The organism is Clostridium sp. D46t1_190503_E9, from assembly GCF_015555225.1.
Lineage (GTDB): Bacteria > Bacillota > Clostridia > Clostridiales > Clostridiaceae > Clostridium.
In genome coordinates this window covers 116133-128822 of the sequence record NZ_JADNKB010000008.1, presented here as the reverse complement: position 1 = coordinate 128822, position 12690 = coordinate 116133, and the positions used below count along the sequence as shown (strand labels likewise).

General features: G+C 27.0%; 11 protein-coding genes. 10 read left to right on the top strand and 1 reads right to left on the bottom strand.

Annotated elements, in window-relative coordinates; all coding sequences use genetic code 11:
- Nucleotides 1-240: 240 nt before the first annotated feature.
- From I2E83_RS10940 to rpsD, 8 genes are all read left to right on the top strand, one after another.
- Entirely contained in the window at nt 241-1062 is an 822-nt protein-coding gene (locus tag I2E83_RS10940; RefSeq protein ID WP_195429783.1) for a nitroreductase family protein, read from the top strand.
- Nucleotides 1063-1116: 54 nt separating this feature from the next.
- Nucleotides 1117-1764, top strand: coding sequence for a DsbA family oxidoreductase (locus I2E83_RS10935; RefSeq protein ID WP_195429781.1), 648 nt, complete (start codon nt 1117-1119; stop codon nt 1762-1764).
- Between the two features lie 457 nt (nt 1765-2221).
- Nucleotides 2222-3196, top strand: coding sequence for a hypothetical protein (locus I2E83_RS10930; RefSeq protein WP_195429779.1), 975 nt, complete (start codon nt 2222-2224; stop codon nt 3194-3196).
- A 389-nt stretch (nt 3197-3585) separates the two neighbouring features.
- Nucleotides 3586-4422: a PRD domain-containing protein gene (locus I2E83_RS10925; RefSeq protein ID WP_195429777.1), complete on the top strand. Its 837-nt coding sequence runs from the start codon at nt 3586-3588 to the stop codon at nt 4420-4422.
- Nucleotides 4423-4740: 318 nt separating this feature from the next.
- Entirely contained in the window at nt 4741-6621 is a 1881-nt protein-coding gene (locus I2E83_RS10920; RefSeq protein WP_195429775.1) for a beta-glucoside-specific PTS transporter subunit IIABC, read from the top strand.
- A gap of 209 nt (nt 6622-6830) precedes the next feature.
- Nucleotides 6831-8270, top strand: a complete 1440-nt coding sequence (locus I2E83_RS10915) for a 6-phospho-beta-glucosidase (RefSeq protein ID WP_195262978.1) — start codon at nt 6831-6833, stop codon at nt 8268-8270.
- A gap of 170 nt (nt 8271-8440) precedes the next feature.
- Nucleotides 8441-9091: a bifunctional 4-hydroxy-2-oxoglutarate aldolase/2-dehydro-3-deoxy-phosphogluconate aldolase gene (locus tag I2E83_RS10910; RefSeq protein WP_195262979.1), complete on the top strand. Its 651-nt coding sequence runs from the start codon at nt 8441-8443 to the stop codon at nt 9089-9091.
- A gap of 240 nt (nt 9092-9331) precedes the next feature.
- Nucleotides 9332-9925, top strand: a complete 594-nt coding sequence (gene rpsD / locus I2E83_RS10905) for a 30S ribosomal protein S4 (protein WP_195429774.1) — start codon at nt 9332-9334, stop codon at nt 9923-9925.
- 124 nt (nt 9926-10049) lie between these two features.
- On the opposite strand, the gene I2E83_RS10900 is transcribed toward rpsD, so the two are convergent.
- Nucleotides 10050-10598, bottom strand: a complete 549-nt coding sequence (locus tag I2E83_RS10900; protein WP_195429773.1) for a 50S ribosomal protein L25 — start codon at nt 10596-10598, stop codon at nt 10050-10052.
- Nucleotides 10599-11132: 534 nt separating this feature from the next.
- Between I2E83_RS10900 and I2E83_RS10895 the strand changes: the two genes are divergently transcribed.
- Nucleotides 11133-11594 carry a L,D-transpeptidase gene (locus I2E83_RS10895; RefSeq protein WP_347708060.1) on the top strand — a complete coding sequence of 154 codons (462 nt, stop codon included), beginning with the start codon at nt 11133-11135 and terminating at the stop codon, nt 11592-11594.
- Between the two features lie 242 nt (nt 11595-11836).
- Entirely contained in the window at nt 11837-12688 is an 852-nt protein-coding gene (locus I2E83_RS10890; RefSeq protein ID WP_195429771.1) for a DegV family protein, read from the top strand.
- The last annotated feature ends 2 nt before the right edge of the window (nt 12689-12690 follow it).

Sequence of the window (12690 nt, the reverse complement as noted above, 5' to 3'; positions counted from 1 at the left end):
ACTTATTAGCTAATGGAATTATAAAAGAAAATTAATGTAGCAAAAGTATAGTACTTTTTAAGGTTATAGTAATCATATAAAACTATAACTATTAGTTATAGTTTTATGAAAATTATCAATTAGACATATGTTATTTTATAATGATATAATCACAATATGAAATTTTGGATTTAATTTAATATGATAAATAATTATAAAATTTATTTATAGTTATGTCAAAAGAAAATGGGGGAATATATTATGATGAAAGTAGATAAAGAAAAATGTATTGGATGTAGTTTATGTATTAATGATTGCATAGTAAGAGATATAAACCTAGTTGATGGGAAAGCTAATATAAATAATATTGCATGTTTTAAATGCGGTCATTGCATAGCAGTTTGTCCTAAAAATGCAGTATCAACAGATGAATATAATATGGATGACGTGAAAGACTATAATAAAGAAGAGTTTGAAATAGATGAAGATAATTTACTTAATTTTATCAAGTATAGAAGAAGTATAAGAAATTTTAAAAATAAAGATGTAGAAAATGAAAAACTTCTAAAAATTATTGAAGCAGGTAGATTTACTCAAACAGGAAGCAATAGTCAAGGTGTATCTTATATAGTTATAAAAGATGGAATTGATAAATTAAGAGAAATGGCTTTAGAAAGTTTAAATCAAATGGGGAAAGGGATACTTAATAATTTAACAGAAGAAACTATGAAGCTTAAAAATTATGCAGAGATGTGGGTACAAATGTATGAAGATTGTAAAGTTGATCCGAAAAAAGGGGATAGATTATTCTTTAATGCCCCAGCAGTAGTACTTGTAGTATCTAATTCACAAGTAGATGGAGCGCTTGCATCTTCAAATATGGAACTTATGACTAATGCATTAGGACTTGGAACATTCTTTAGTGGTTTCTTTATAAGAGCGGCACAAGGAAATAAAAAGATAATGGATTATTTAGGTTTAGATGAAAGTAAACAAATTGTAACTTGTATGGTTATTGGATATCCTAATATAAAGTATTTAAGAACTACCCCAAGGAAAAATGCAGAAATAATTTGGAGATAATTAAAAATATACAAATAATCAATTAAAATATCTATACAGTAAGGAGGAAGAGAAGTGAAAGTTGAAATTTGGTCAGATATATTTTGTCCATTTTGTTATATAGGAAAACGCAAATTTGAAGCAGCTTTAGAAAACTTTGAGAAAAGGGAAGATGTAGAAGTTATATATCGTAGTTTTGAATTAAATCCTGGTGCAGAAAAGCACAACGATAAGAACATACATGAACTTATTGCTAGTAAGTATGGGATTACTTATGAAGAGGCTAAGTTAAATAATGATAATATAGTAAGACAAGCAAAAGAATTAGGATTAGAATACAATTTTGATACTTTAATACCTACAAACTCTTTTGATGCTCATAGAATGATTCATTTTGCAAAAGAATATGGTAAGATGGAGGAAATGACAGAAGCTTTATTTAAAGCATATTTTACAGATTCTAAAAACGTAAGTGATTTTAATACATTGGCTGGAATAGCAGAGAGTGTTGGATTAAATAAAGAAGAAGCAATAAATGTATTAAATAGTAATAAATATAGTGATTTAGTAAGAGGCGATGAAGAACTGGCAGGGCGTTATGGAATAAATGCAGTACCATTCTTTATATTCAATGAAAAGTTTACAGTATCAGGAGCTCAACCAACAGAAATATTTTTACGAGCTCTAAACAAAGTTGCTGAAGAGGAAAATTCTTTAACTTAATAAAAGCTTACAAATTACATTATGACAATCAAAGAGATGTATAAAAATAAATTCTAGTGCAGTTGATAAAAAGGAAGCTCGAAATAAATTAGAGCTTCCTTTTTTACAAATAATATTAAAAATATTTAGTTTTATGCATATGTAAATAATAGATAAAAAATTATATTTAAAAATTACTTTAAGTAAATAAAATAAATAACTTAAAGGATATAACGTTTTGTGATACCATTTAGAAAAAATTAATATATAAGCATAAAGGGGGTCGCGTTTCGCGACCCCTTTTGTAAAAATAAGAGATTAACTTTTTCAAGGTAATAAAGCTTACTTAAAATTGAATAAATTTCACATTAAATATATTTCTGATACTACGTCTTTTACTTTCGCAATAAATTAAGTAATTTTCAAACTTATTTGGAATAAACATTATAATAGATATTTATTAAATGGAGAGTTTTTAATGGTAATTTATATTAGAAAGATAAAAGGTTGTTTATTACTATGTTTATTAGCTTTATTTTGTATTGGACTTATATTTTATAAATACATAGCACTAAATAATAGAAAAGATTTTATTGCAGGAGCATTTGTTATAAATGAAGAATTAGAAGAACAACATGAAAAAGAAGTAATGACAACAATAAATAATGAAAAATATTTTAGACCATCAAAGCTTCCAGTGTTGAACAATAATAAAGAGGCTATTGAACTTATGGATGATTTTTATGATAAAGAAGTAAAAGATATATCAATAACAAGCAAGTATATAAGGAGCCCAGAAGATACTATTTTAAATTATTTTTCTCTTTTAAGGGAAGCAGCTAATCCTGTGGATAATAAATACTTAGGGTGTGGTTCTATAGGTAATGGTGATAGACCTTATCCAATAGCTTATAATTTTTTTGATGATGAATATAAGAAAAAGGTAAGTTTTAGTGAGTATAAAGATTCCTTTTATAATATATTTCATATTAGTTTAATTAAGTATAAAGAAGTTCCAAGTGATAATGAAAACTTAAAATATTTTTATGAAATGGAAGCAATGCAAGCTTTAGAAAACAATGTAGCAAGTTTTGTTTATTATTATGGATTTATAGAAATGCGAAAAATTGAAAATGAATATAAAATATCAGATATTAATATTACTCCTGAAAATTATCTTTGTGCACCATATCATGGATGGGTATATGATGCAACTGCAAAAGTTGAAATAGAATATGGAAACTGGTGTAAGTTTATTAAGAAGATGGGCAAAACAGAAGTTGATGGATATGTTAAAAATATATATTTCCTGGGAAATGACAATAAAAACTATAAAATACAATTTTATACCCTAACTAATGATTATGATATTGAAGTAGCTCAATATGTTCAAAATAGCAATGGAAGATGGGAAAATATAAAATTAAATCCTAATGATTGCTTGAAAAAATAGTGACGGTCATCCCTAGAATGTTATAACCAATCTTAGTTAGTAGAATAATATTAGTAATTCTTATAAATTGATATTAAAAAAAACTCGGAATATGTAATATTTTTGTGGTAATTTAATATGTAAAATGTGTTGACAATGTTTACACATTGTATTAGAATATAACCATATTAAATACGGATCCATTTACGGATTGTTACTGGAAAGCAGGCAAAACCTAAATTGATACCAAATTTGTTATAGTGGAGAAACTATAACTATTTGATATTGATTTGGGTTTTTTTATACGAAAATAGAATAAATCTTATTAATAAGCTAAATATATAATGAGATTATTTTTTATAGAAGATAAATATTTCTAATAAAAAATTAAGATGAAGGAGATTAGAGATATGCTAATAAACAAAGTGTTAAATAATAATGTTATTACAATTATAAATGAAAACAATGAAGAATCAGTTGTTATGGGTAGGGGAATAGCCTTTCAAAAGAAGAAGGGTGATGAAGTTGATAAGGAAAAAGTAGACAAGATATTTGTTTTAACGAATAAAAGCATTAATGATAAGTTAATTGCATTAGTAAATGATATCCCTGTAGAAAATCTAGAAATTGCTGAAGAAGTAATTAAATATGCAGAAGAAAAATTAGGAACAAAACTAAATGAAAATATATATTTAACACTTACTGATCATATAAGCTTTTCTATAAACAGATATAAAAATAATTTAGAAATGAAAAATGTAATGCTTTGGGATATAAAAAGACTTCATAAATCAGAATTTGAAATTGGACTTAAGGCATTGGAAATCATAAAAAGTAAAGTGGATATAGAGTTGCCAGAAGATGAAGCAGCATCAATAGCACTTCATATTTTAAATGGTGAATTAAGTCAAGATATGCCTCAAATAGTTGATATTATAAATTTAATTAATGAAATTCTCAAAATTGTAAAATATCATTTTAATATTGATTTTGACGAAGAATCAATTAATTATTATAGATTTATTACTCATTTAAAATTCTTTGCACAAAGATTAGTTAATGGAAAATACTATGAAGATAATGATAATGAGTTATTTGAAATGATTAAGAATAAATATCCAAAATCATATGAGTGCACAAGAAAAATAGAAGGATTTATAAAACAAAAATTTAATAATGAATTAACAAAAGAAGAAAAACTATATTTAATAGTACATACAGCGAGAGTTGTAAAAGAGAATTATTAAAAATTAATATAGATTTAAATTTTACTTAGGATTGTAACTGATTCGATCAGGCAAAACCTAAATTAATGATTAAAATTTAGCTAATGAACTATACTATACTTGCGTATTATCAAGATTTATTTATATTCATTAGTACGATATTTATGAGTTAATTTAGGTTTTTTATTATATACTGATAAATAAATATGTTCGGAGGAGATAGCAGGAAAATTAATTTGTTAACCGGAAGTTTCATAGGATTGTAACTGACTTGATCAGGCAAAACCTTAATTCTTCAAAACTTAAATAATTTAAATTTTGAAAGTGAGGAATTAAGCTATGAATTATGAAAATTTAGCTAAGTCAATATTAGAAAAAGTAGGCGGAGAAAAAAACGTATCAAATTTAACACATTGTGCAACAAGATTAAGATTTAACTTAAAGGACACATCGAAGGCAAATACAGATGCTCTTAAAAACACTCAAGGAGTCATGGGAGTTGTTGATAAAGGCGGTCAATATCAAGTAATAATAGGAAATGATGTAAATAATGTTTACAAAGAAATTATCAAAATTAGCAATATTGAAAATGGAAATAGCAATGGATCTAATGAAGTTGATGATCGTAAACCTATTGCAAAGGTAATAGATACAATAACAGGTATATTTACACCTATATTACCAGCAATAACGGCAGCAGGTATGATGAAGGCAGTTCTTGCATTATTAACTGCATTTAAATTAGTATCTACGGATTCTCAAAGTTATCAAGTTATAAATTTTATGGCAGATGCTGCATTCTATTTCTTACCTTTACTTCTTGCAAATTCAGCAGCTAAGAAGTTTAAATGCAATCAGTACTTAGCAATGATGCTTGGAGGAATGTTGCTTCATCCAACATTTGTTACAATGGTAAATACAGCAAAAGAAGCAGGAACATCTATATCAGTATTTGGATTACCAATTTCTTTAGCATCATATAGCTCAAGTGTTTTACCAATAATACTTGGTGTTTGGTTTATGTCATATGTTGAACCAATTGCAGATAAAGTATCACCAAAAGCAATTAAATTCTTTACAAAACCATTAATTACAGCATTAGTTACAGGAATAGTTTTATTAGTAGTAATTGGACCTTTAGGATATATAATTAGTGATAAAATAGGATTAGCTATAAAAACTTTAGAATCTTATGCTAGCTGGTTAGTACCTACTTTAATAGGTGGATTAACTCCATTATTAGTTATGACAGGAACTCATTATGGGCTTATACCAATAGGAATAAACAATCGTATGACTATGGGATATGATACAATAATCTACCCAGGAATGTTAGCATCAAATGTTTCTCAAGGAGGAGCAGCATTAGCAGTAGCACTTAAAACTAAGAATAAAGAAATCAAACAACTAGCATCTTCAGCAGGTATTACAGCGGTATGTGGTATTACTGAGCCAGCTTTATATGGTGTTAACTTAAGATTTAAAACTCCATTATATGCATCTATGATAGGAGGAGCAATTGGTGGTCTGTTCTTAGGATTATTCCGTGTATCAAACTATTCAGGTGGTTCTCCAGGATTTTTAACATTACCAAGCTATATTGGTGGAGAAACAATGATGAACTTTGTATATGCTTGTATAGGAGCTGTAATAAGTGTGGCTGTATCATTTGCAGCAGGTTTAATCTTATATAGAGATAAAGAAGAAGTTACTGATACTGAAGTAGTTGATAAGAGTGATGAAAATATGAATAAAGAGGCTCTAGGTAATGCAATTACTATTGCTAGTCCAATAAATGGAGAAATAGTACCTTTAAGTGAAGTTAAAGATGAAACTTTTGCATCAGAAATGATGGGAAAAGGAATAGCAATTAAGCCAATAGAGGGTAAAGTAGTATCACCGATAAATGGAACTGTTGAAATGATGTTCAAAACTAAACATGCTATAGGGTTAAAATCAAATGATGGAGCAGAGGTTTTAATTCATGTAGGTATGGATACAGTTCAATTAGAAGGTAAACACTTTAAATCATTTGTAAAAGATGGAGATAAAGTGAATATTGGAGATACTTTAGTAGAATTTGATATGGAAGCTATTAAAAAGGAAGGTTATGAATTAACAACACCTGTTATAGTTACAAATACTATGGATTATTTAGAAGTTTTACCTATGAACTTAAAAGCAGCTAAGGCTGGAGATACTATTATAAGTATTCTTTAATATATAAGTTTTAATAAAAATGAAGTTGACTAAATTTATTAAAAGGTGAAATTAATTTGAGTTTATAATAAAATAATTGATTCTTACTAAGAAAGATTTAATTATTTAATAACTAGAAAACAATTAAATTTAAAACTTATGAAAATATAAGGAAGTATCTAAAGAAGAATTTATAGATACTTCCTTAAAAAATAGAGGAGGAATTAGTTATGACTAAAGATTTCAATAGATTTCCAGAAAACTTTTTATGGGGAGGAGCTTTAGCTGCAAACCAATGTGAAGGTGGATATAAAGAAGGTGGAAGAGGCTTAACAACTGTTGATCTTTGTCCAGCAGGAGCAAATAGACGTAAAGTTATGGAAGGGAAAATAGATGTTTTAAGACCATTAGAAAATGAATATTATCCTTCACATGAAGCTATAGACTTTTATCATAGATATAAAGAAGATATAGCATTATTTGCAGAAATGGGATTTAAATGCTTAAGAGTATCAATTGCATGGTCAAGAATTTTCCCAAATGGAGATGAAACTATTCCAAATGAAGAGGGATTAAAATTTTATGATTCAATGTTTGATGAAATGATTAAGTATGGAATTGAGCCAGTAGTTACAATTTGTCATTTTGATACACCAATTGGAATTATTGAAGAGTTTGGTGGATGGAAAAACAGAAAGTTTATTGATTTTTACTTAAATTATTGTGAAGCTATATTTACAAGATACAAAGATAAGGTTAAATACTGGATGACATTTAACGAAATCAATATGATATTACATTTACCTTTTATGGGAGCAGGAGTTAGATTTGAAGAAGGTGATAATGAACTTCAAATAAAATATCAATCAGCTCATCATGAACTTATAGCAAGTGCATTAGCTACAAAAATGGCACATGAAATAATGCCAGGTTCAATGGTAGGATGTATGCTTGCAGCAGGAGAGTTTTATCCTTACTCATGTAATCCAGAAGATGTATTATTAGCAAAAGCAAAGGATAGGGAAAATTTATTCTTTATTGATGTGCAATCAAGAGGGGAATATCCTGGATATGCAAAAAGATTTTTAAGAGAAAATGGAATTGAGATAGAGTTTGGAGAAAATGATGAAGAAATATTAAAAAACAATACAGTAGATTTTATTGGATTCAGTTATTATTCAAGCAGATGTGCAAGTTCAGATCCAGAAGTGCTAAAAGGCCAAACTGCAGGGAATGTTTTTAAAACTGTTAGAAATCCTAACTTAAAAATTTCAGAATGGGGATGGCAAATAGATCCATTAGGTCTTAGAATAACTTGTAACTCTTTATATGATAGATATCAAAAGCCTTTATTTATTGTAGAAAATGGTTTAGGTGCTGTTGATAAAGTAGAAGAAGATGGATCTATAAATGATGATTACAGAATTGAATATTTAAGAGAACATGTTAAAGCAATGAAAGAAGCTATTAAAGATGGTGTTGATTTAATAGGATATACACCATGGGGATGTATAGATATAGTTTCTGCTTCAACTGGGGAAATGAAAAAACGTTATGGATTTATATATGTAGATAAAGATAACGAAGGAAATGGAACATTAGAAAGAAGAAAAAAGAAGAGCTTTGACTGGTATAAAAAAGTTATAGATAGTAATGGTGATGAGCTTTAATATAGGCTAATAATTTATTAAAAGAGTTTGGATTTAATTTCAAGCTCTTTTTAATTTAATTAAATTTGATATATAATATAATAGGTTTATAAAGACATTTAAATTAAATTAATAAAAATAGTGTTATAATAAGATAAACAATAGAAAAATATATTTAGAAGGTGTACAAAATGAAAAAAAATATAATCAATTTTATTGAAGAAAATAAAATAATTGCAATTTGCAGAGGGATTTATGGAGAAAAGCTAGTTCAACTAGTAGAGTCGTTGTATGAAGGTGGAGTTAAGCTAGTAGAAGTAACATTTGATCAAGGTGATGAAAAATGTATAGAAAAAACTTCAGAAGCACTTAAAGAATTAAATTCTAAATTTAGTGGCAAAGTTAAGTTTGGAGCAGGAACAGTTATTACAACTGAACAAGTTAAGGCTGCAAAAAATTCAGGAGCAGAATATATTTTATCTCCAAATTCAGATTCAGAAATAATAAAGCTAGCAAATGAATTAGGATTAGTAACTATACCAGGTGCCATGACTCCAACTGAGATTTTATCTGCTCATAAGGCTGGTGCAGATTTTGTAAAACTGTTCCCAGCAGGTACTTTAGGATTAAAATATGTTAAAGATATATTAGGGCCAATAAATAATGTTAAATTTATAGCAGCAGCTGGTGTCACTCCAGAAAACTTAGGAGAATTTTTAAAATTAGGATTTGTAGGTGCTGGAATTAGTAATTATATAACTAATAAAGATATGGTAAACTCAGGAGATTTTGAAACATTAACTAATCATGCTATAGAAATAATGAAAATAGCTAAAAATTAATATAAATAAAGAAATATAGAATTAGATTTGCAGAATAATATTTATAGTGATGGATAAGATAAAATTGAAAATAGAGCTATGGTATAATATCGATGAGAAAGATTATCAATTAGCGAGGAATATTAAGGAATTTAAAAATAAACTAAGATAATAAGCTTAAACTAAATGATAATGATTTTCAATTACTTAAAGAGTGTGATATTATATCAACATAATTTAATTTTAAAGAGGAGGGAAACCATGGCTAGAGAAAGAGGCCCAAGATTTAAACAGTGTAGAAGACTTGGCTTAAATGTTTCCGGACATCCTAAAGCTATGAATCGAGCTGTAAAGGGAACAAGTAGAGCAGACAAAAAATTATCAGAATATGGTGTAAGACTATTAGAAAAGCAAAGGTTAAGAGCTTACTATGGAGTTTTAGAAAAGCAATTTAAAAAATATGTTGAAGATGCTTTTAAAACTAAAGAAGGTACAACTGGAGAAGCTTTATTATTAAGATTAGAATCAAGATTAGACAACCTTGTATATAGAATGGGATTTGCTAATTCTATAAGAGCTGCAAGGCAAATGGTTAATCATGGACATATCTTAGTTAATGGAAAGAAAATTGATATTCCATCATATAAGGTAGAACCAGGAACAGAGATTTCTTTAACAGAAAAGGCGAGAAAATCTCCAAATTATATTGCAAACATAAATGGACATGTGAATACTTTACCTTACATAGAATCTAACTTAGATGAATTTAAGGCTGTATATACTAGATATCCATTAAGAGAAGAAATTCCAATACAAATTAATGAAAACCTAATAGTTGAGTTCTACTCTAGATAATTATTCTAGCTAATAGTATAAGGTTCATAACTTCTTAAAATTAAAGTATATTTTGCCATGGAAAAAGCTATACAGTGCAGTGTATAGCTTTTTCTTTTTATAGATATTAAAAAATAAAATAGAATTAAATATATTGACTACTTACTACAGCTAATAGAGTTTTAGGGTCAGTTAAAATTGTTATATCCTCTGGAATAACAATATCTTTGATTAAGACCTTATCATCAACATTCATACTAGAAACATTTATTTCAATAGATTCAGGAATTTTTTCAACATTTCCTTGCAAATCTATAAATAAGTTATGAGTTTCTAATGTTAACCTCCTAGACTCTAGATTTTCTTGTCCAATAATTTTTATAGGAATTCTCATTTTAATAATTTCATTTGGTTTAATATATTGAAAATCTACATGTAAAATTTCATGTAGATCATTTTTCTGAACATCTTTAACTACGCAATTAAATTTTTTATTATCTAATTCAACTTCTATAATAGATCCGCTATTATTTTTTCTAAGCATTCTTCTAAGTTCTGCATTACACATTTTTATTGGAATAGTATGATCAAGGAATTCTCCATATATTACTCCAGGAATTTGCCCAGTTTTTCTAAGTTTACTTTGATTTGTTTTTATATTTCTTTCATATACTTTAAATGCTAAATTTGACATAATAAATACCTCTTTCATTAACTTTATATAATATATCTGTTCTAATTAATAATTTAAATAATTAAAAAATATAGTTGGTTTATTAAGCTCTATAAAGTTAAGGTGAAGATACTCATAATATGAGATATTTAAATAACCACACCTAGAGCTTAATTCCAAAGCCCCACATATGCATCATCCTCCTTTAAGTTATTATGATGAGTTTACTTAATAAGTTAAATAAAAGCAAAGGTAAGAAAGTAAGTCTTTGACAATAAAACATTAATATAATAAGGAAGTATTAAAGGAAAGTATAGAATATTATGACAAGTTTATAAAAAGATAAATTTATTATTAAAGTGGGAAATATATCATAATTTTTTATATCAGAATAAAAATGATTCATTATATTAACTACTATAGAATGTCAAATGAATGGTTAATGGATAGTATGATAAATAATTATAAAAAAATATATATTTATTTTCATCAATTAATTCTATCTGAATAGTATAATTAGAAAGTATTTATTTGGGAGATAATATTTTGAAAATAATTAATAAAATTTTTTCTATAATAAGTAGAGGAGAAGATTATAGTGATAGTGCCATTGCATTTGTTAATTCCGGTAATTTTTCTAGTCCAACTAAATATTTTATATGGGTAGATACTAAAAAGTTTAAAGTCAACATATTTCAAGGATCAACAAATAAATGGAATCTTATTCATAGCTATATATGTACTATTGGAAAAAAGGCTACTCCAACACCAAAGGGAACATTTAGTATAGGGATTAAAGGATTGTATTTTGGAGTTGAGAAAGGATATAAATGTTGGTATTATACACAGTTTAAAGGAAATTATTTATTTCACTCAATAATTTATAATTTAGATGGTAGTGTAAGAGATGGAAGGCTTGGAATGGCTTTATCAGATGGATGTGTAAGATTGGCTAAGGAAAATGCAAAATGGATATATGATAATATTCCTGAAGGGACTAAAGTTTATATTACTTAAAATATATGGCATATGGATGGAAGATTGCAATATATAATTTAGAATGTATGAGGGAAACTTCGATTGAAGTTTCCTAAATTAAATTGCTTTTAGTGCTTTAGAATAAATTATATTAATAGAAAAAAACTTCTCAAAATGTTTATATATTATCATTGACATCGATTACTTAGTATGATAATCTGAAACAAATAGTTTTTAAAACTACATATTTTAGATTAAAATACGAAATTGGAGAAAAAAAGATGATAAAAATTGTATCAGACTCATCTACACTTTATTCTATAGAAGAGGGACAAGCTAATAATATTGATATTGCACCTCTTTCAGTTAGCATTAATAACAAAACATATAGGGAGTATGAAGATATAAACACGAAAGAGTTTATTGATATTATTAACGAAGGTCATATTCCTAAATCTTCACAGCCATCTATTGGACATGTATTAGATTTATATAGTAAATATCCAGAAGATGAAATAATAAATATTTCAATGGCAGATGGTTTATCAGGTACATATAATTCAGCATTTATGGCAAGAAATATGGATAATAATCCAGAGCGTATAGATGTAATTAACTCAAAGACTTTATGTGGACCACATAGATATTTAGTTGACTTGGCTGTTAAGCTTGTAGAAGCTGGATACACAAGAAGTGAAATAGTAAATGAATTAAATAAATTTATTGAAACATCAACTTCATTTTTAATTCCTCATGACTTTGACTTTTTAGTAAGAGGGGGAAGAGTGTCATCTATAGTTGGTAAGATTGGAAGTGCCATTAAATTAGTACCAGTTATGACTCTTTCAGAGGACTGTAAATCTCTTGAAAAGTTTACTACTAAGCGTACATATAAAAAAGCAGTTAAAAAGATAACTGAAGTATTTTTAGAGAAAAATATTGATTTTAATTATAAGATTTATATTTCTCATGCTTGCAAAGAAGATTTAGCAAACGAGACTAAAGAAATTATATTAGAAGACATTAAAGATGCAGATATAGAAATTAAGTTGTTAAGTCCTGCATTTACTACTCAAGGTGGACCAGGATGTGTTGCGATACAAGTAATAAAAAAACATGATTTATTAAAATAATT

Excerpts from the sequence above, each read along its gene's own strand:
- I2E83_RS10940 (WP_195429783.1), top strand. The coding sequence starts at position 241 with ATGATGAAAGTAGATAAAGAAAAATGTATTGGATGTAGTTTATGTATT.
- I2E83_RS10930 (WP_195429779.1), top strand. The coding sequence starts at position 2,222 with ATGGTAATTTATATTAGAAAGATAAAAGGTTGTTTATTACTATGTTTA.
- I2E83_RS10925 (WP_195429777.1), top strand. The coding sequence starts at position 3,586 with ATGCTAATAAACAAAGTGTTAAATAATAATGTTATTACAATTATAAAT.
- I2E83_RS10920 (WP_195429775.1), top strand. The coding sequence starts at position 4,741 with ATGAATTATGAAAATTTAGCTAAGTCAATATTAGAAAAAGTAGGCGGA.
- I2E83_RS10915 (WP_195262978.1), top strand. The coding sequence starts at position 6,831 with ATGACTAAAGATTTCAATAGATTTCCAGAAAACTTTTTATGGGGAGGA.
- I2E83_RS10910 (WP_195262979.1), top strand. The coding sequence starts at position 8,441 with ATGAAAAAAAATATAATCAATTTTATTGAAGAAAATAAAATAATTGCA.
- rpsD (WP_195429774.1), top strand. The coding sequence starts at position 9,332 with ATGGCTAGAGAAAGAGGCCCAAGATTTAAACAGTGTAGAAGACTTGGC.
- I2E83_RS10900 (WP_195429773.1), bottom strand. The coding sequence starts at position 10,598 with ATGTCAAATTTAGCATTTAAAGTATATGAAAGAAATATAAAAACAAAT.
- I2E83_RS10890 (WP_195429771.1), top strand. The coding sequence starts at position 11,837 with ATGATAAAAATTGTATCAGACTCATCTACACTTTATTCTATAGAAGAG.